This window comes from Streptomyces sp. NPDC059895 (assembly GCF_042731035.1).
In the GTDB taxonomy this organism is placed as follows: domain Bacteria; phylum Actinomycetota; class Actinomycetes; order Streptomycetales; family Streptomycetaceae; genus Streptomyces.
The window spans coordinates 341,183-360,513 of record NZ_JBHWKO010000001.1; the positions used below are offsets into that span (position 1 = coordinate 341,183).

Sequence of the window (19,331 nt, forward strand, 5' to 3'; positions counted from 1 at the left end):
GACGTGTGCACGGCATGGCCACCCCGCGCTTCTAGCCTCCCTGACCGCACGACCCCGCGGCCGACCGGCGGCGGGGCGGTCACGACACCCCCTGGGAGTGAGCGTGGAACGTCGTACCCTCCTGCGTGCCGCCGTCATCGGCGGGTCCGCCGTGCTCGGCGGAACCCTCTGGCGCGGCGCCGCGTACGCGGCGCCGGCCCAGCCCGGCACCGGACCGTACGGGGCGCTCGGCGCACCGGACACCAACGGCATCCGCCTCCCGAGCGGCTTCACCAGCCGGGTGATCGCCCGCTCCGGGCAGACGGTCACCGGCACCTCGTACACCTGGCACAACGCACCCGACGGCGGCGCCTGCTACGCGAACGGCACCGGCTGGATCTACGTCTCCAACTCGGAGATCAACCCCTCGGGCGGGGCGAGCGCGGTGACGTTCTCGTCGTCGGGCACGGTGACCGGCGCGTACCGCATCCTCTCCGGCACCCGCACCAACTGCGCGGGCGGGAAGACGCCGTGGAACACCTGGCTGTCCTGCGAGGAGGTCGACCGCGGATACGTCTACGAGACGGACCCCTGGGGCGTGAAGGCGGCGGTGCGCCGGGACGCGATGGGCCGTTTCAAGCACGAGGCGGCGGCCGCCGACCCGGTCCGCGGGGTCGTCTACCTCACCGAGGACGTCACCGACGGCTGCTTCTACCGCTTCCGCCCGACGACGTGGGGCGACCTGTCGGCCGGCACGCTGGAGGTGCTGGTGGCGGGGAGCGCGACGAGCGGCCCGGTGACCTGGTCGCCGGTCCCGGACCCCACCGGCGCCACCGCCACCCGCAACCAGGTCTCCGGCGCCAAGCGCTTCAACGGCGGCGAAGGCTGCTACTACGCGGACGGCACGTGCTGGTTCACGACGAAGGGCGACAACCGCGTCTGGCGGTACGACGCGGCGGCCCAGACGATCGACCTCGCCTACGACGACTCCCTGGTGACGTCCGGCACGGCTCCCCTGACCGGCGTCGACAACGTCACCGGCGCCGCCTCCGGCGACCTGTTCGTGGCGGAGGACGGCGGGAACATGGAGATCTGCGTGATCACCCCGGACGACGTCGTCGCCCCCTTCCTCCGCATCGACGGCCAGTCGGCCTCGGAGATCACCGGCCCGGCCTTCTCCCCCGACGGCACACGCCTGTACTTCTCCAGCCAGCGCGGCACGTCGGGCAGCTCGTCGGGGGGCATCACGTACGAGGTGACGGGCCCGTTCCGCACATAGACACCCCATGGGCGGCCAAGGGACCGCCGACAGCGAACCGACAGCAATATTGAAAGGAACCTGACAGGCAGAGGGGGAACCCGGTCGGCCGGCGGCTCGTTACTCGCCATCGGAGTTCACGATGGAAGCAAAGCCGTGCATGACGAGTCCGCCGCCCGACCTCACCCCGGAGGCACCGACATGACCCCCGACCCGTCCCGCCGCACCGTCCTCGGCGGCGCCTTGGCCGCCCTCACCCTCACGGCCACCGCGGCCCCGGCCACCGCCACCGCCACACCGTCCCGCCCCGGCACGGCCACCTGGCCGACGGTGTTCCCGCTCCCCGACGGCTGGCTCCCCGAAGGCATCACCATCGGCAGCAGGCCGTACGCCTACATGGGCTCCCGCGCCCACGGCGGCGTCTACCGCACCGACCTGCGCACCGGCGAGGGCACCGTGCTCCACGAGGGCGGCACCGGCCTCGCGTCGATCGGCCTGAAACTGGACGACGACGGCCTGCTGTACGTCAGCGGCGGCGCCGGCGGAACCGCGAGGATCATCGACTCGCGCTCGGGCGAGCTGCTCGCCACCCACCAGCTCACCCGCAACGCGGCGCCCTTCATCAACGACGTCGTCCTGCACGGGGACCGCGCCTGGTTCACCGACTCCCGCGACGCCGTCCTGTACGGCGTCCCGCGCGGCCGCGGCGGCGAGGTGCGCGCGCTCCCCCTCACCGGCGACTGGGTCCAGGCACCCGCCGGGACCAACAGCGCCAACGGCCTCGTCGCCACGCCCGACGGCCGCGGCCTGATCGTCGTCAACGCCGGACAGCTGTACCGGGTGAGCATCCGGACCGGCCACGCCACCCGGATCACCCTGACCGGCGCGACCGACGTCACCAACGGCGACGGCCTGCTGCGCGTCGGCCGCACCCTGTACGTCGTACAGAACCGCCTCAACAAGATCACCGTCTGGACCCTCGACAGGACGGCCACCACCGCCACCCTCACCCGCACGATCACCTCCCCCCACTTCGACGTCCCCACCACAGCCGCCCGCCACCACAACCGCCTCTACGTCGTCAACGCCCGCTTCACCAGCCCCCAGACCCCGGAGACGACGTTCACGGGGGTGGCGGTACCGCTCTGACCCGAACGGGCGGCCCCCTGACCCCAGGGTGCCGCCCGTTCTGTCACGTCCTCGTGCGCTCAGTCCCGCCGGATCAACTCCGGGTCGATACGGCGGCCGACCAGCGGGAGCGACCCGAGGGCGGCGACGAGCACGACCCCCAGAGCGGACGCCACCAGCAGGGGCACCCCGGCGCCGTCCCAGAAGATGTCCCCGCCGCCGGTGACGAGATAACTCGACTCGGCCGCCTTCCCCGCGACCAGGGCCAGCACGAGTCCCACGCCGAGCGGCACCACCACCTGCGTGACCTGCACGGCCCGCAGGGTGCGGGGCCGCGCGCCGATCAGTGCGAGCGCGGTGACCTGGGGGCGCCGCTCGACGGCCCGGTCGGTCGCGGCGACGAGGTAGGCGGCCACGCCGATGACGAGGCCCAGGACCATGCCGACGGCCAGGAGGGTCTTGACGATGGCGACCTGCTCCAACGCCTCGACGTTGATGCCGGGGGTCCAGACCTTCGCGGTCGGGTTGATACCGCCGATGCTGTCCAGGACGGTGCGGACCGTCTCGGGAGCGGAGCTGCTGACGAAGACGAGGACAGCGCCCTCAGGGCGGAAGCCGGCCGGCAGTGTGCCGGGAGGCAGAAGTACGTGGCCGCTGCTGAGAGGCGACAGACCCGAGTCGTCGTCGTAGGTGACGGTCTCCCGTGGCACTCTCACGTTGATCACACGGAGTTGCTTCTTCTCGTCGCGCACATGGAAGGGGAAGACGGATCCCGGCTTGTCCTCCGCGTCCAGGGAGGGATTGGCGGCGTTCACCAGCCGGCTGGGCCGCCCGTCGACGCACCGGCCGACCTGGGGCAACAGGTCACGCAGTTGATCACACGTGGCCACCACTGCCTGAATGGCGGGAGACCAGATCCTGGTGTCTGCCGGATCCCGCCATGAGTTCGCGTCGAGCACATGCCCACGGCCCGCCGGCACCTCCTCCATGGCCCGCTGCTGCTCCTGTGTGACGGTGTCCAGCTCGACGCGGTACGTCTGGGTGGATGCGGTGTGCTTGGTCACCTGATCAAGCTCGATGAGCACGCCCTGCACCAGGGAGGCGCCGAAAACCAGGAGGACCAGGCCGGTCGCCACGCGGAACGCACCGCCGGGCTCCACCTCGTTGCGCCGCATGGCCAGCCCGACGGAGAGCGAACGGGCCGACCGAGCGACACGCCGTGCGAGCACCCCCGACAACAGGGGCAGGACCATGACGAGCCCGACGCCGACCAGCACGACCGCGATCGGCATGAGGACGGACGAGAGGCTCGTGTCGCGCGGGGCGTGTCCCGTCGCGCCGGCGACGCAGTATCCCGTCACGATGCCCAGCCCGGGGATCAGCGGAAGCAGCCCCCACTTGGACGGAGCCTTCGCGACGGCGCCGCGCCGTACCGCCAGCGGATTGTCAGCCGCTCGCCGGCCACCGAGCCGTCCCACGAACCAGGCCAGCGCAGGGCATCCGGCCAGACAGACGACGGCGGTGGACGCGGACAGCGATCCGTCGGACGGGTACCAGGTGAAGCCGGGCAGTCCGACCCGTGCGACGAGCTGGTTGACGAGCCAGTACGTGGCAAGGCCCAGTACGGCGCCGAGGAACGCCGCCGCGACGGTCTCGGCGGCGTTGACTCGCTGGACGCCCTTCCTGCTCACCCCCAGCAGCCGCAGTGCGGCCAACCGTCGGTCCCGTGCGGCGGCGGAGAGCCGGGCACACACGGCCAGGAAGACCGCGAGGGGGAGCAGGACCACTCCGGAGAGGGTGAAGCGCACGATGTCGAGGGCCGAGTCCTCCACGGTGGGCGTCCGAACGTAGTCTCTGCCGAAGCCCGACATGCGGTGGCCCTGCGGAAGGTCCTTGCGTTCGACGCCGATGTAGGCGTAGAGCTCGTCGGGGCGAGCCAGTCCTGCGGCGGCGATCTGTCCGGCTTCCCTGCCCGGGACGAGCTGCGAGACACCCGGTTCGTCCCGGAGGATCTCGTGCAGCCGAGGCGACACGAAGACCTCGCCGGCGGCGGGGAACACGTCGAGACCCGGCGGAGGTTCGGTGGGAGCCGTTCCCCTGGCGAGGAAGACACGGGTCAAGGGGCGCGAACCGTAAGGATCCGTGAGCATGAGCTCGAGGGCCGCTCGGTCACCGGACGCACAGAGTGTCCGGCCCTTCACACAGTCCGGATCGCGTGCCATCTGCCGTGCGTCCTGCGCGGCAAGGATGCCGGGAATGGCCAGAACCAGGGCGAGGCAGCACACGCCGACCGCGGCACCGAGCGTCATCAACAGGAACCGCGCCCGGCCGCCCCGGCCACTGCCCAGCAACAGGCGCAGTCCCAGTAGCAGTTCCCTCACGACACCTCCCTGGCCCGACAGGCCAGTGCACCGTCACGCATGATGTAGTGCGTGTCCGCGCGAGCCGCCACGTCGGCATCGTGGGTGACGAGGACCACAGCAGTGCCCTGGGACCGGGCCAGCGCCAGGAACTCGTCGAGCACGGCGGTGGCGTTGGCGCTGTCGAGCGATCCCGTGGGCTCGTCCGCGAACACCACGGCCGGCCGGTGGACCAGCGCACGGGCCACGGCCACACGTTGGCTCTGCCCGCCCGAGACCTGCGAGGGCCGGCGCTGACGCAGGTCCGCCAGCCCGAGCCGCCCGAGAACCTCACCCGCGGCGGCCAGCGCCTCGGCTTTGCGTCGGCCTGCCAGGCGCAGAGGCAGAGCCGTGTTCTCCTCGACCGTCAGCTCGGGCAGGAGCTCTCCGTACTGGAACACGAACCCGAACCGCTCCCGGCGCAGCGCGCTGAGTTCCTCGTCGTCCAGCTCCGCGAGCGAGCGCCCCTCGAAGCGGACCTCTCCCCGCGCCACGGGCAACACCCCGGCCAGGCAGTACAGCAACGAGGACTTCCCGGAGCCACTCTGCCCGGTGATCGCCGCGATCTCGCCGCGGCGGACCGTCAATTGCGCATCCCTGACGGCTCGCGTCTCGCCGTAGCAGAGCTCGACACCCTCGGCCGACAGGACTTCTGACGTATTGATCTTCTTCCCCTATGACGAGCGGAGGCCCGGACATCTGCCCGGGCCTCGGAGTCCGAGACAGTGTCAGCGCGCCCATTCCGGCCCGTGGCGCTCTGCCACCGGGGAACAGTTGTCGGGCCGCAGGCTTCCACGGTCACGGCACGCCCGGATCTCCGCGTTGTCCGTGTAGCGCTGGGCGCCGTCCCAGTTGGAGTGGTGCAGGGACACCGTGCGCCGCTGCTTGCCGTTGTAACGCGACCAGCCGTGTCCTTCGGCACGCGCCTGCATGTACACGTTGTGCCCGTCGTCCGGCAGGGTGTCCTGCAACTTCCCCCTCCACTCGAAGGCACCGTGGTTCCGCTCCGGCGGATTGAACTGGTACTGCCCCTCGAAGAACAGCACACCGTCCGGACGCATGTCGGGCAGACGGTGCCACGCATCGGCAGCCGCCGTCCCCACGCCCGTACAGAACAGCACCGCCGCGGCCGCGCCCACCAGGACCTTCTTCATCCCTCACCTCTCGGTCACCGGGATGCTCCATCATCCCCGGGTGATCACAGAAGGTAATGGATCAATCACAAGAAGAAACCTTCAGTCGGCGGCCCACCATCACATCAGGCGATCGATATCCAGCCACCGCCCGGAAACGGCACAGAGGGCGACACCCCCGCACAGGGTGTCGCCCTCCTCTTGCATGCCGGAGCCGCCCCGATCGGTACTGAGGGTCGGGGACCGTGGCGGCTCCGGGGTCGGGTCGGGTCGGTCGGGGCCGGACCCGGGTCAGCGGTGGTCGCTGCCCTCCGACTGCGTCGCCGCGCGCCCCGCCTCCAGGCGGGCCACCGGGATGCGGAAGGGGGAGCAGGAGACGTAGTCGAGGCCGACCTCGTGGAAGAAGTGGACGGACTCGGGGTCGCCGCCGTGTTCGCCGCAGACGCCGAGCTTGAGGTCGGGGCGGGTGCGGCGGCCCGCTTCGGCGGCGGACTTCACCAGGGAGCCCACGCCGTCCTTGTCGATCGTCTCGAACGGGGAGACGCCGAAGATGCCCTTCTCCAGGTACGCGGTGAAGAAGGAGGCCTCCACGTCGTCGCGGCTGAAGCCCCAGACCGTCTGGGTGAGGTCGTTGGTGCCGAAGCTGAAGAACTCGGCGGCCTCGGCGATCTGACCGGCGGTCAGCGCGGCGCGCGGCAGCTCGATCATCGTGCCGATCGACAGCTTCAGGGTCACGCCCGTCGCCGCCTCGACCTCCGCGACGACCTGGTCGGCCTCCTCGCGGACGATCTCCAGCTCCTGGACCGTGCCGACGAGCGGGATCATGATCTCGGCGCGCGGGTCGCCCTTGGCGTTGCGGCGCTCGGCCGCCGCCTCGGCGATGGCACGGACCTGCATGGTGAACAGGCCGGGGATGACCAGGCCCAGCCGGACGCCGCGCAGGCCGAGCATCGGGTTCTGCTCGTGCAGGCGGTGGACCGCCTGGAGCAGGCGCAGCTCGTTCTCGTGCGGCTCCTGGCGGGACTCGGCGAGGGCGACGCGGACGGAGAGTTCCGTGATGTCGGGGAGGAACTCGTGCAGCGGCGGGTCGAGGAGACGGATCGTCACCGGGAGGCCGTCCATCGCCTCGAAGAGCTCCACGAAGTCCCGCTTCTGGAGCGGGAGCAGCTCCTTCAGGGACTCCTCGCGCTCGGCCTCCGTGTCCGCGAGGATCAGGCGCTCGACCAGTTCGCGGCGGTCGCCGAGGAACATGTGCTCGGTGCGGCACAGGCCGATGCCCTGGGCGCCGAAGCGGCGGGCGCGCAGCGCGTCCTCGGCGTTGTCGGCGTTCGCGCGGACCCGCAGCCGGCGCTTGCGGTCCGCGAAGGCCATGATGCGGTGCACGGCCTCGACCAGTTCGTCGGCGTCGTCGGCGCCGGCGTGCATGCGGCCCTCGAAGTACTCGACGACCGGGGACGGGACGACGGGGACCTCGCCGAGGTAGACCTTGCCGGTGGAGCCGTCGATGGAGATGACGTCGCCCTCTTCCACCACGTGACCGCCGGGGACGGTCATGCGGCGGCGCTTGGTGTCGACCTCCAGCTCCTCGGCGCCGCAGACGCAGGTCTTGCCCATGCCGCGGGCCACGACCGCCGCGTGGGAGGTCTTGCCGCCGCGCGAGGTCAGGATGCCCTCGGCGGCGATCATGCCGTCCAGGTCGTCGGGGTTGGTCTCGCGGCGGACGAGGATGACCTTCTCACCGGAGCGGGACCACTTGACGGCCGTGTACGAGTCGAAGACGGCCTTGCCGACCGCCGCGCCCGGCGAGGCGGCGATGCCCCGGCCGACCTGCTCGGTCTTGGCGTGCTCGTCGAAGCGGGGGAACATCAGCTGCGCGAGCTGCGCGCCGTTGACCCGCTGGAGGGCCTCGGTCTCGTCGATCAGGCCCTGGTCGACGAGCTGGGTGGCGATGCGGAAGGCGGCGCCGGCCGTCCGCTTGCCCACGCGCGTCTGGAGCATCCACAGCTGACCGCGCTCGATCGTGAACTCGATGTCGCAGAGGTCCTTGTAGTGGTTCTCCAGCGTCTCCATGATGCCGAGCAGCTGGTCGTAGGACTTCTTGTCGATCCGCTCCAGCTCGGCCAGGGGCACGGTGTTGCGGATGCCGGCGACGACGTCCTCGCCCTGGGCGTTCTGGAGGTAGTCGCCGTAGACGCCCTGGTGGCCCGAGGCGGGGTCACGGGTGAAGGCGACGCCGGTGCCGGAGTCCGGTCCCAGGTTGCCGAAGACCATCGAACAGACGTTCACGGCCGTGCCCAGGTCGTGCGGGATCCGCTCCTGCCGCCGGTACAGCTTCGCCCGGTCGCCGTTCCACGAGTCGAAGACCGCCTTGATCGCGAGATCCATCTGCTCGCGCGGGTCCTGGGGAAAGTCCCGCCCGGCCTCGGTCTTGACGATCTTCTTGAACCTGGTGACCAGCTTCTTGAGGTCCGCGGCCTCCAGTTCCGTGTCGACCGTGACCTTCTTGGCCGCCTTCGCCGCCTCCAGGGCCTCCTCGAAGAGCTCGCCGTCGACGCCGAGGACCGTCTTGCCGAACATCTGGATCAGGCGGCGGTAGGAGTCCCAGGCGAAGCGGTCGTCGCCGGCCTGGGCGGCCAGGCCCTGGACCGACTTGTCGGAGAGGCCGATGTTGAGGACCGTGTCCATCATCCCGGGCATCGAGAACTTGGCACCGGAGCGGACCGAGACGAGCAGGGGGTTGTCGGCCTGGCCGAGCTTCTTGCCCATCCGCTCCTCGAGGGCGACGAGGTGCGCACTCACCTCGTCACGCAGTGCCGCCGGCTCCTCGCCGCTGTCGAGGTAGACCTTGCAGGCCTCGGTGGTGATGGTGAAGCCGGGCGGAACCGGCAGGCCCAGGTTGGTCATCTCGGCGAGGTTGGCGCCCTTGCCACCGAGGAGGTCCTTGAGGTCCTTGTTGCCCTCGGTGAAGTCGTAGACGAACTTCACGCCGTCAACGCTCGTTGCCGGCTGAGCTACGTGGGGATCTTTGTTTTCCGACACGGGTCTCGACTCCTCGAGGACGCGGTGGCTGCCCTGACGGCGAGGAACATACCCAGATCGAAGGCGCCTGGGTACGTCTACTTGTGCGTCATACGCCTGTAACCCGTCGTCCGCCACGGGATCGAAAGTCAAGGCTGGGCAAGCGCTGAGCAGCCGATGTTTTCACTTCTTGAACACAGACAGGCTCACAACCCCGCTTTTACGCTCTGATGAGCGGGTCTTCGCGCGTTTGATTTCGATCGATGAACGATCAAGGGGTGGCACTCAGTGCCACCCCTTGGAGAAGTGCAGTCGCGCGCGATCCGCTCATCTGAGCGCTACCCCTATCATGGGTGGCTCCAGGGTGGCGAGAATCACGCTTCCACAGATGGCCCGGTTTCACCATGCGGACGCCGGTTCGGGACGGAAACACGGACGACACGGCGCGGTGTCGGACGCCCCGTGCCCGCGGTGTCGGACGCCCCGTGCCCGCGCTGTCGGACGCCCCGTGCCCGCACTGTCGGACGCCCAGGGCCCGCACTGTCGGACGCCCCGTGCCCGCACTGTCGGACGCCCAGGGCCCGCGCTGTCAGACGCCCAGGGCCAGCAGGCGTTCCTCCACCCGCTCCGGCGCGTACAGGTGCTCCACGACCAGCGCCCCGGCGCCCACCAGTCCCGCGCGCTCCCCCAGCCGTGAGGTCACCACCTCCAGCCGGGCGGTGGAGCGCGGCAGCGCCCGCTGGTAGAGCAGTTCGCGCACGCCCGTGACGAAGGGGGTGCCGGCCAGGTCACCGGCGATCATCAGCACCCCGGGGTTGAGCAGCGTCACGACGGTCGCCAGCACGTCGCCCACCTGCCGTCCGGCCTCCCGGGCCAGCGCGGCCGCCTCCGGGTGCCCGGCGGCGAGCAGATCGCGCACGTCCGAACCGGAGGCCGCGGGGACCCCGCTCTCCGCCAGCCGCCGGGCCACCGCGCCACCGCTCGCGACGGCCGCGAGGCAGCCCCGTGAGCCGCAGCGGCACAGCGCCTCGGTGCCGACGCGTATGTGGCCGATGTCGCCGGCCCCGCCGTCCACGCCCCGGTAGATCGCGCCGTCGACCACGACCCCCGCGCCGATGCCCGTCGACACCTTCACCAGTACGAACGCCGAGCAGTCAGGGTGGGCGGTGCGCTGTTCGCCGTACGCCATGACGTTGGCGTCGTTGTCGACGAGGACCGGCACCGGGGGCGCCCCCGTGCGGTCGGTGAACGCCCTGGCGAGGCGGCCGCGTAGGTCGTAGCCGTCCCAGCCGGGCATCATCGGCGGCTGGACGACCCGGCCGGCCTCGCTGTCGACCGGGCCGGGGACGGCGATGCCGATGCCGCAGACCTCGTCCGCGCGGTGGCCCGCCTTCTCCAGCAGCTCCGCGAACCAGCGCCCCAGCTCGCCGAGGACGACGTCCGGGCCCTCCTCGACCGCCAGCACGCCCGAGTGCTCGGCGAGGAGGTCGCCGGTCAGGGAGAGCACCGCCGCGCGCGCGTGCCGGGTGTCCAGGTCGGCGGCGAGGACGACGGCGTGCGCGTCGTCGAACTCGAGGGTGATGGAGGGGCGGCCGCCCAGCGGGGAGTCGACCGGGCCGCCGGCGCCCTCGCGCAGCCAGCCCGCGCGGAAGAGACGGTCCAGGCGCTGGCCGACGGTCGCACGGGAGAGGCCGGTGGCCTGCTGGAGGGCGCCGCGTGTCGTCGCCCGCCCGGTGCGTACCAGTGCGAGCAGATCTCCGGCGCCTGCCTGACCGCCGCCTCTGCCGGTCCGTCCCGGCTGTCCGGTCATGCGCACCCCCTTGTGTTTCCCAAGCTTGCATTACATATTGGGTTTTGCGTGTTAAATAGACGTAACCCTACGGTAGCCACTACCGAACCGGGTCGACTGTGCCGTCGTCGTCGTTCTTCGGGGAGCCCCGAGTGGATCGCACCGCCCAGCTCATCGCCCGCCCCGCGGGAACCGCCGCTGTATACGACCTTGCCGTTCCGGCCGGGTCGCTGCACGTCCGGGCGGTGGAGGTCCTCCGGGGCAACTGGACCGGAGCGTCGACGGTGCCCTCGCGCGGGCTGTACCCGCACCAGTGGTCCTGGGACTCGGCGTTCATCGCGATCGGGCTGCGGCACGTCTCGCCGCGGCGGGCCCAGACGGAGCTGGAGACGCTGCTGGCCGCCCAGTGGGGCGACGGGCGGATCCCGCACATCGTCTTCAACCCCTCCGTGCCGCTCGACGCGTACTTCCCGAGCCCCGACTTCTGGCGCTCCTCGACCGCGGGGCGCGCTGCGGGCGCCCCGCGCACCGTACAGACCTCGGGCATCGTGCAGCCACCGGTGCACGCGCTGGCGGCCTGGCTGGTGCACTGCGCCGACCCGGGTCTGTCCCGGGCGCGCGGTTTCCTGGCCCGGGTGTACCCCCGGCTGGCCGCCTGGCACCGCTATCTGCTGCACCGGCGGGACCTGGGCGGGGGCGGGCTGGTGTCGGTCGTGCACCCCTGGGAGCAGGGCATGGACAACGCCCCCTCCTGGGACGCCCCGCTCTCCCGGATCACCCCCGCCCCGGCCCGCTCCTTCCGCCGCGCCGACCTGCACCACGGGGCCGCGGAGGACCGGCCGACGGATCTGGACTACGGGCGGTATGTGCGGCTGGCGACGGACTATCGGGACGGCGGGTACCGGGACGGGCTGGGTGGGGGGAGCGGTGCCGGGCCGGGTGGGGGGAACGGTGCCGGGCCGGGTGGGGGGAACGGTGCCGGGCCGGGTGGGGGGAACGGTGTCGGGCCGGGTGGGGGGAACGGCGGTGGTGGCGGTGGTTTCGCCGTGGAGGATCCGTCGTTCAACGCCCTGCTCATCGCTTCCGAGTACGCGCTCGCCCGTGTCGCGCGGGAGCTGGGCGCCACCGGAACGGCCCGGCACGCGCGCGCGGAGCGGCTGACGGCGGCGCTCGTGGACCGGCTGTGGGATCCGGCGGAGGGCATGTTCCTCTGCCGGGACCTGCGCGGCGGGGGGCTGATCCGGGAGCGCGGGGTCTCCGGCCTGGTGCCGCTGCTGCTGCCGGGCCTGCCGCGCGAGGTCGCCGCCGCTCTCGTGGGCACACTGCGCGGCCCGCGCTTCGGGCTGGGCACCAGCACCCGCCTCGCCCCCAGTTACGACCTGCTCGGCGAGGCCTTCGACCCGCACCGCTACTGGCGCGGACCGGCCTGGTTCAACACGAACTGGCTGCTGGAGCGGGGTCTGAGGGCGCACGGCGAGCTGGCTCACGCGGACGCGCTGCGCGAGGCCGTGCTGGACGTCGCGGGCGCGTCGGACTTCGCCGAGTACGTCGACCCGTACACCGGCGAGGCCTGCGGGGCGACCGGCTTCAGCTGGACCGCGGCCCTCGCCCTCGACCTGCTGCACGACACGGACGCCCCGCACGGCCTCGGCGGCGGCTCGGAAGGCTCCGTCGGTTCCCACGCGACGCACGGCCGGCACCACCAGCCCAACTCGCACCACCCGCACCACATCCACCACCCGCACGATCAGCACCACCCGCACCACCCGCACGACCGGCACGACCCGCACCACTCGGACGACACCGCACTCAAGGGAGGGGACCGGGGATGACGGACCGGCATCATCTGCTCGTGCACGGCGGGACGTTCGCCGCCGTCGGTGACCGCGGGGACATCAGCGGCGTTCGGAGCGCCGGCTCTCCCGACGGGTTGTTCGTCAGGGACGCACGGCACCTCAGCCGCTGGCAGCTCACGGTCGACGGGGCCGTGCCGGAGGTGCTCTCACCCGTCGCCGACGGGGACACCGCGCGCTGCGTGCTCGTCCCGCGCGGCGGCCGTACCGAGCCGCCCTCGTGCACGCTCTTCCGCGAACAGGCGGTCGGGGACAGCTCGTTCGTGGAGCTGCTGCGGGTCGTCAGCAACCGCCCGGCGCCGCTGACGGTCCGGCTGGCGCTGACCGTCGACGCCGACTTCACCGACCAGTTCGAACTCCGCTCCGACCACCGCACCTACGCCAAGACCGGCGCCGTCCGCCGCCGCGAGGTGCTGGACCACGGCGTGGAGTTCACCTACCGGCGCGGGGAGTGGCGGTCCGTCACGACGGTGACCGCCGAGCCGGGCCCGGACGGTGTCGAGGAGACCGGCACCGGTGCCCGCCGGCTGGTGTGGGCGCTGGAGCTGGAGCCGCACGGCACGGCCGAACTGACCCTCCGGGTGATGGCGCGGCCGCACGGCGAGAAGCGGGCCCTGCGCGTCCCCAGCTCCCCGGCATCGTTGACCGAAAAGCTTCTTGCGCAGGAGGGCGAGTTCGTGGAAGGGGTCGCCTTCCCGACCGGCTGGCCCGAGCTGGCCGCCGCGTGCGCGCGCGGCCTCGCGGACCTGGCCGCCCTCCAGGTGCCGGCGACCGGCCCGGACGGGGAGGAACTGCGCGTCCCGGCGGCGGGCGCCCCCTGGTTCCTGACGCTGCTGGGCCGCGACGCCCTGCTCACGTCCCTCTTCGCCCTCCCCTACCGCCCCCACCTGGCCGCCGCCACGCTCCCGGCGCTCGCCGCGACCCAGGCCACCGAGATCGGCCCGGAGTCGGTCGCCCAGCCCGGCAAGATCGTCCACGAGGTGCGGCACGGCGAACTCGCCCACTTCCGGCAGGTCCCCTACGGCCGCTACTACGGCTCGGTCGACGCCACCCCGCTCTTCCTCGTGCTGCTCGGCGCGTACGTCGAGCGGACCGGCGACGCGGCCCTCGCCCGCCGCCTCGAGCCGCACGCCCGCGCGGCCGTCGGCTGGATGCTCGACCACGGCGGGCTCACCTCGCGCGGCTACCTGGTCTACCGCGCCGACCAGGGCGGCCTCGCCAACCAGAACTGGAAGGACTCCCCGGGCTCGATCTGCTCCGCCGACGGCACCCGCCCGAGCGGCCCGGTGACGGCGGCGGGGGCCCAGGGGTACGCGTACGACGCGCTGCGCCGTACGGCGTGGGTGGCGCGCACGGTGTGGCAGGACGAGACGTACGCCGCGCTGCTGGAGCAGGCCGCCGCCGATCTGCGCGACCGCTTCCAGCGGGACTTCTGGATGCGGGACCGCTCCTTCCCGGCGCTCGCGCTGGACGGCCGGGGCCGGCAGGTCGACGCGCTCGCCTCCGACGCCGGGCATCTGCTGTGGTCCGGGCTGTTGGACAAGGAGTACGGGGAGGTCGTCGGCCGGCGCCTGCTCGAACCCGACTTCTTCTCCGGCTGGGGCGTGCGCACGCTGGCGGCGGGGCAGCCGGCGTACCACCCGCTGTCGTACCACCGGGGTTCGGTCTGGCCGCACGACAACGCGCTGATCACGCTCGGTCTGGCCCGCTACGGCCTGCACGACGAGGCCCGTACGGTCGCCCACGCCCTGGTCGACGCGGCGACCGTGACGGGCCACCGGCTGCCGGAGGTCCTCGCCGGCTACGGCCGGGACACGCACGCCGAGCCGGTGCCCTACCCGCACGCGTGCGTCCGGGAGTCCCGCTCGGCGGCGGCGCCGTTGGCGCTGCTCACGGCGGTGGGCGGGGCGTGAGGGGGTAGCCGGCCGGGCCGGGGACGGAGGGCTCGGCCGGGTGTTTGCCGGGTGTTTGCCGACCGCGGGCCCGGCGGGGTGAACACCGGCGGCGGGCAGGCCGTACGCAACGGTGGCGGATCCGGTCCCCACCCCGGATCCGCCGCTCCGCCCCCCGGCTTCGTACGGAAGGACCTTCGGGTGCCCGTCTTCACTCGCTCTCGTCAGCTGCCCGGCCTGCGGGAACCCGGAGCCGCCGGGACCGCCGGGAACCCCGAGGAGGCCGGGGAGGCCGGGGACCCCTCCGGGGAGGGCGGAGAGGCGGCCGTGGGGCCGGAGCGCGGGCCGCGCTCGTCCTTCCGGGACCGGGTCGCGCACTGGCGTGCCTGGCGCGCCCGTCACCCGCGGGCCGCCCGGATCGTGTGGTGGACGGCGACCGTGCTGTCCGTCGTGCTCGTGCTCGGGGCCGTGCTGCTGCCGAACCGGGTCTTCGCGGTCCGCCCCGACCGGTTCGTGCGGCTGCCCGCGGAGGTCATCGTGGGGGCGGCGGTGCTGCTGGCGCTGCCCCGCCGGCCGCGGGTCGCCGTGGCGGCGCTGACCGGGGTGTTCCTCGGGGCGCTGACCGTGCTGAACCTGCTCGACATGGGTTTCGTGGAGTACCTGGGCCGGGACTTCAACCTCGTCCTGGACTGGGAACTGCTCGACGACGCCCAGTCGTACGTCGCCGACTCCATGGGCCGTGCGACGGCGCTCGCCGCCACGGCCGGGGTGTTCCTCCTCGTCGTGCTGGTGTGCGCGGTCCTGGCGCTGGCGACGGTCCGGCTGGCCGGTCTGCTGGCGCGCGACCCGCAGCGGGCGACCCGGGCCACGCTGGTCTCCGGCACCGTCTGGATCACGTGTTCCGTCCTGGGCCTCCAGTACGCCGGGCTGCCGGTCGCCTCCGCCGGTGTCGCGGACACGCTCACCTCCGAGGCGAAGCGGGTGCGGGACACCCTGCGGGACGAGGCCGCGTTCGCCGCGGAGGCCCGCACCGACACCTTCGGCGGCACCCCGCCCGCGCAGCTAGTGCCCGGTCTGCGCGGCAAGGACGTGATCTTCACCTTCGTCGAGAGCTACGGCCGCGTCGCGATCGAGAACCCGGTCACGGCGCCGGGCGTGGACAGCGCCCTCGACGCGAGCGGCAAGGCCCTGGCGAAGGCCGGCTTCCAGGCGCGGAGCGGCTGGCTGACCTCGGCGACCTTCGGCGGCAGCAGCTGGCTCGGCCACTCCACCACGCTGTCGGGTCTGTGGGTCGACACCCAGCAGCGCTACCGCACCGTCATGGCCAGCGACCACCTCAGCCTCACCAAAGCCTTCCAGAAGACCGGCGCCTGGGACACCGTCGGCATCATGCCGGGTGTGCAGAAGGGCTGGCCGGAGGCGGAGTTCTACGGCCTCGACACGGTCTACGACGCCTTCCGGCTGGGCTACCGGGGGCCGAAGTTCAGCTGGTCGACGATGCCCGACCAGTACGCGCTGGAGGCGTTCCAGCGGCTGGAGCACGGCAGGGACCGCGACCGGCCGCTGATGGCGGAGATCATCCTGACCTCCAGTCACCAGCCCTGGGCGCCGCTCCCGGAGATGGTCGGCTGGGACGAACTGGGCGACGGCTCGGTGTTCGAGGGCATCCGGAAGGCCGGGAAGGACGCGGCCGACGTCATCGACGACTCCGCCGCGTCCCGCCGGGAGTACGGCAGGTCGATCGAGTACTCGGTGACCGCCCTCACCCAGTGGCTGGAGCGCTACGGCACCGACGACACCGTCCTGGTCTTCCTCGGCGACCACCAGCCCATCGCCCGCGTCAGCGGCAACGACGCCGGCCGGGACGTGCCGGTCTCGATCGTCGCCAAGGACCCGGAGGTCCTCGACAGAATCGCCGACTGGGGGTGGACGGAGGGGCTGAAGCCCGCGCAGGACGCCCCGGTGTGGAAGATGAGCTCCTTCCGCGACCGCTTCCTGCTGGCGTACGGCTCGACCCCGCACCCCGGCGCGGGCTGACCCGGCGCCCTGGAGCAGTCCGGTCGGCCCGCGGCGGCGGGCCGACCCAACTGCCGACGCGGCCGGTCCCGGCCGGTCAGCCGCCGGAGGTGTCCAGCTCCGCGTCCTCGCCCACGCCCGCGCAGTCGTACGGGTCCTTCAGCCAGCCGTCCGGCAGCACCACCCGGTTGTTGCCGGAGGTACGGCCGCGGGGCCCGTCGGCGCCGGCGGGCCAGGGCTGGTCGAGGTCCAGTTCGTCGAGTCCGGCGCGCAGTTCCTCCAGGGAGGAGGTGATCGCGAGCCGCTTGCGCATCTCCGAGCCGACCGCGAAGCCCTTCAGGTACCAGGCGACGTGCTTGCGGAAGTCGACGACGCCCTTCGACTCGTCGCCGCTCCACTCGCCGAGGAGGCCGGCGTGCCGGACCATGACGTCGGCGACCTCGCGGAGGGAGGGCCGCGCGATGTCGTCCCGGCGCCCCTCGAACGCGGCGACCAGATCGGCGAACAGCCAGGGCCGCCCCAGGCAGCCGCGTCCGACGACGACACCGTCGCAGCCGGTCGTCCGGACCATCCGCAGGGCGTCCTCGGCCGACCAGATGTCACCGTTGCCGAGGACGGGGATCTCCGGCACGTGCTCCTTCAGCCGGGCGATGGCGTCCCAGTCGGCGGTGCCGCCGTAGTGCTGGGCGGCGGTGCGGCCGTGCAGGGCGATGGCGGTCACGCCCTCCTCGACGGCGATCCGGCCCGCGTCGAGGTACGTGATGTGGTCGTCGTCGATGCCCTTGCGCATCTTCATGGTGACGGGGAGGTCCCCGGCGCCGGCGACGGCCTCGCGCAGGATGGCGCGGAGCAGGTTGCGCTTGTACGGGAGCGCGGATCCGCCGCCCTTGCGGGTCACCTTGGGGACCGGGCAGCCGAAGTTCAGGTCGATGTGGTCGGCGAGGTCCTCCTCGGCGATCATGCGGACGGCCTTGCCGACGGTCGCCGGGTCGACGCCGTACAGCTGGATCGAGCGCGGCTTCTCCGTCGCGTCGAAGTGGATCAGCTGCATGGTCTTCTCGTTGCGCTCGACCAGCGCCCGGGTGGTGATCATCTCGCTCACGAACAGGCCCTTGCCGCCACTGAACTCCCGGCACAGGGTGCGGAAGGGCGCGTTGGTGATCCCGGCCATGGGGGCGAGGACGACGGGCGGCCGGACGGTGTGCGGGCCGATCTGCACGGGCGAGGCGGTCGTGGGCATTCCCCCATTCTCCCGCACGCCGGCCGGTGCCCGGCGTACACCCGCCATGATCATGCAACAGTCATTAGTTAGCCGCACTATCGAAGCGGGCGTACGATGGGAGCCATGCCCGAGCTCAGCCATCGCCGACGTCTGCTCGTGCTCGCGGTCTGCTGCATGAGCCTGCTGATCGTGAGCCTCGACAACACCGTCCTCAATGTCGCCCTGCCCGCCATGCAGCGCGACCTGCACGCCTCCACGGCCGGCCTCCAGTGGACGATCGACGCCTACACGCTCGTTCTGGCCGCGCTGCTGATGCTCGCGGGCTCCACCGCCGACCGCATCGGCCGCCGGAAGGTCTTCCTGGCCGGGCTCGTCGTGTTCTCGCTGGGCTCGCTGCTCTGCTCCCTCGCGCCGAACCTGGAGCTGCTGATCGCGGCCCGCGCGGTGCAGGCGGTCGGCGGTTCGATGCTCAACCCCGTGGCCATGTCGATCATCACCAACACCTTCACCGACCCGCGCGAGCGCGCCCGCGCCATCGGCGCGTGGGGCGCGGTGGTCGGCATCTCCATGGCCGCCGGCCCGCTGGTGGGCGGGCTGCTGGTGGAGTCGGTGGGCTGGCGCTCCATCTTCTGGATCAACCTGCCCGTCGGGCTCGCGGCCCTCCTGCTGACCCTGCGCTACGTCCCCGAGTCCCGCGCGCCCAAGGCCCGCCGCCCCGACCCGGTCGGCCAGCTGCTGGTCATCGTGCTCTTCGGCTCCCTGACGTACGCGATCATCGAGGCGCCGGAGGCCGGGGCCGCGGTGAGCGTGCCGTTCGCGGTGGTGGCACTGGCCGCGCTGCTGGGCCTGCTGCGGTACGAGCCGCGCCGCGCCGAGCCCCTCATCGACCTGCGGTTCTTCCGGTCGGCGCCGTTCAGCGGGGCCACCGTGATCGCGATGAGCGCGTTCGCCGCGCTCGGCGGGTTCCTGTTCCTGTCCACGCTGTACCTGCAGAACGTACGAGGTCTGGACGCCCTGCACGCGGGACTGTGGATGCTGCCGATGGCCGTCCCGACGTTCCTGTGCGCACCCCTGTCCGGACGGCTCGTAGGGAGCAGGGGGCCGCGGGTGCCGCTGCTGGTCGCCGGGTTCGCGATGACCCTGAGCGGGGTCCTGTTCGCCGCCTTCGACGCGGAGACCTCGAACGTCACCCTCTTCCTCGGGTACGTGCTCTTCGGCATCGGCTTCGGTTTCGTGAACGCGCCGATCACCAACACGGCGGTGTCGGGGATGCCCCGCACCCAGGCCGGCGTCGCGGCGGCCGTCGCCTCCACCAGCCGGCAGCTGGGGCAGACGCTCGGGGTCGCCGTGGTGGGCGCCGTCCTGGCCGCGGGCATCGGCTCCTCGTCCTACCGCGACACCTTCGTCTCCGCCGCCGTGCCCGGCTGGTGGATCCTCGCCGGGTGCGGTTTCGCGGTGCTGGTACTGGGCGCGGTCAGCAGCGGGCGGTGGGCCCGGCGGACGGCCGAGCGGACGGCGGAGCGGCTGGAGTCGGAGGAAGTGCGGGAGGCGGCGGGCGTGGGGGCGTGAGCCCTCACCCGGCGTGAGCCTTCGCTGGGCGTGAGCCTTCGCCAGGCGTGAGCCTTCGCTCGGCGTGAGCATTCG

12 protein-coding genes are annotated in these 19,331 nt (G+C 72.3%); 6 read left to right on the forward strand and 6 right to left on the reverse strand.

Features of this window, described 5'->3' with window-relative positions; genetic code table 11:
• Positions 1 to 103: 103 nt before the first annotated feature.
• Both ACFV9M_RS01440 and ACFV9M_RS01445 read left to right on the forward strand, forming a co-directional pair.
• A complete protein-coding gene (locus ACFV9M_RS01440; RefSeq protein WP_385069774.1) occupies positions 104 to 1,258 on the forward strand; it encodes an alkaline phosphatase PhoX in 1,155 nt (384 codons plus the stop codon).
• A gap of 180 nt (positions 1,259 to 1,438) precedes the next feature.
• The gene (locus tag ACFV9M_RS01445; RefSeq protein WP_385069772.1) at positions 1,439 to 2,386 is read left to right on the forward strand and encodes a superoxide dismutase; all 948 of its coding nucleotides are present in this window, start codon (positions 1,439 to 1,441) and stop codon (positions 2,384 to 2,386) included.
• Between the two features lie 59 nt (positions 2,387 to 2,445).
• Here the strand turns inward: ACFV9M_RS01445 and ACFV9M_RS01450 are convergent, their stop codons facing one another.
• The 5 genes from ACFV9M_RS01450 to ACFV9M_RS01470 all read right to left on the reverse strand — a co-directional run bounded on the left by ACFV9M_RS01450 (position 2,446) and on the right by ACFV9M_RS01470 (position 10,725).
• Entirely contained in the window at positions 2,446 to 4,746 is a 2,301-nt protein-coding gene (locus tag ACFV9M_RS01450) for an FtsX-like permease family protein (protein ID WP_385069770.1), read from the reverse strand.
• Entirely contained in the window at positions 4,743 to 5,429 is a 687-nt protein-coding gene (locus ACFV9M_RS01455; RefSeq protein ID WP_385069818.1) for an ABC transporter ATP-binding protein, read from the reverse strand. Before ACFV9M_RS01455 ends, ACFV9M_RS01450 begins: the two co-directional genes overlap by 4 nt.
• 63 nt (positions 5,430 to 5,492) lie before the next feature.
• Positions 5,493 to 5,918, reverse strand: coding sequence for a hypothetical protein (locus ACFV9M_RS01460; RefSeq protein ID WP_385069768.1), 426 nt, complete (start codon positions 5,916 to 5,918; stop codon positions 5,493 to 5,495).
• A gap of 270 nt (positions 5,919 to 6,188) precedes the next feature.
• Positions 6,189 to 8,936, reverse strand: coding sequence for a pyruvate, phosphate dikinase (gene ppdK, locus ACFV9M_RS01465; RefSeq protein ID WP_385069767.1), 2,748 nt, complete (start codon positions 8,934 to 8,936; stop codon positions 6,189 to 6,191).
• A gap of 568 nt (positions 8,937 to 9,504) precedes the next feature.
• Entirely contained in the window at positions 9,505 to 10,725 is a 1,221-nt protein-coding gene (locus ACFV9M_RS01470; RefSeq protein ID WP_385069765.1) for an ROK family protein, read from the reverse strand.
• Between the two features lie 131 nt (positions 10,726 to 10,856).
• Between ACFV9M_RS01470 and ACFV9M_RS01475 the strand changes: the two genes are divergently transcribed.
• From ACFV9M_RS01475 to ACFV9M_RS01485, 3 genes are all read left to right on the forward strand, one after another.
• Positions 10,857 to 12,536 (forward strand): hypothetical protein, encoded by a 1,680-nt coding sequence (locus ACFV9M_RS01475; RefSeq protein WP_385102304.1) that lies wholly within the window; start codon positions 10,857 to 10,859, stop codon positions 12,534 to 12,536.
• Positions 12,533 to 14,470: a glycogen debranching N-terminal domain-containing protein gene (locus ACFV9M_RS01480; protein WP_385069762.1), complete on the forward strand. Its 1,938-nt coding sequence runs from the start codon at positions 12,533 to 12,535 to the stop codon at positions 14,468 to 14,470. Before ACFV9M_RS01475 ends, ACFV9M_RS01480 begins: the two co-directional genes overlap by 4 nt.
• 180 nt (positions 14,471 to 14,650) lie before the next feature.
• Positions 14,651 to 16,486, forward strand: a complete 1,836-nt coding sequence (locus ACFV9M_RS01485; RefSeq protein WP_385069760.1) for a CDP-alcohol phosphatidyltransferase — start codon at positions 14,651 to 14,653, stop codon at positions 16,484 to 16,486.
• Positions 16,487 to 16,562: 76 nt separating this feature from the next.
• On the opposite strand, the gene dusB is transcribed toward ACFV9M_RS01485, so the two are convergent.
• The gene (dusB, locus tag ACFV9M_RS01490; protein WP_385069758.1) at positions 16,563 to 17,705 is read right to left on the reverse strand and encodes a tRNA dihydrouridine synthase DusB; all 1,143 of its coding nucleotides are present in this window, start codon (positions 17,703 to 17,705) and stop codon (positions 16,563 to 16,565) included.
• Positions 17,706 to 17,810: 105 nt separating this feature from the next.
• On the opposite strand from dusB, the gene ACFV9M_RS01495 reads away from it, so the two are divergent.
• Positions 17,811 to 19,256, forward strand: a complete 1,446-nt coding sequence (locus tag ACFV9M_RS01495) for an MFS transporter (RefSeq protein ID WP_385069757.1) — start codon at positions 17,811 to 17,813, stop codon at positions 19,254 to 19,256.
• The last annotated feature ends 75 nt before the right edge of the window (positions 19,257 to 19,331 follow it).

Excerpts from the sequence above, each read along its gene's own strand:
- ACFV9M_RS01445 (WP_385069772.1), top strand. The coding sequence starts at position 1,439 with ATGACCCCCGACCCGTCCCGCCGCACCGTCCTCGGCGGCGCCTTGGCC.
- ACFV9M_RS01460 (WP_385069768.1), bottom strand. The coding sequence starts at position 5,918 with ATGAAGAAGGTCCTGGTGGGCGCGGCCGCGGCGGTGCTGTTCTGTACG.
- ACFV9M_RS01470 (WP_385069765.1), bottom strand. The coding sequence starts at position 10,725 with ATGACCGGACAGCCGGGACGGACCGGCAGAGGCGGCGGTCAGGCAGGC.
- ACFV9M_RS01480 (WP_385069762.1), top strand. The coding sequence starts at position 12,533 with ATGACGGACCGGCATCATCTGCTCGTGCACGGCGGGACGTTCGCCGCC.
- dusB (WP_385069758.1), bottom strand. The coding sequence starts at position 17,705 with ATGCCCACGACCGCCTCGCCCGTGCAGATCGGCCCGCACACCGTCCGG.
- ACFV9M_RS01495 (WP_385069757.1), top strand. The coding sequence starts at position 17,811 with ATGCCCGAGCTCAGCCATCGCCGACGTCTGCTCGTGCTCGCGGTCTGC.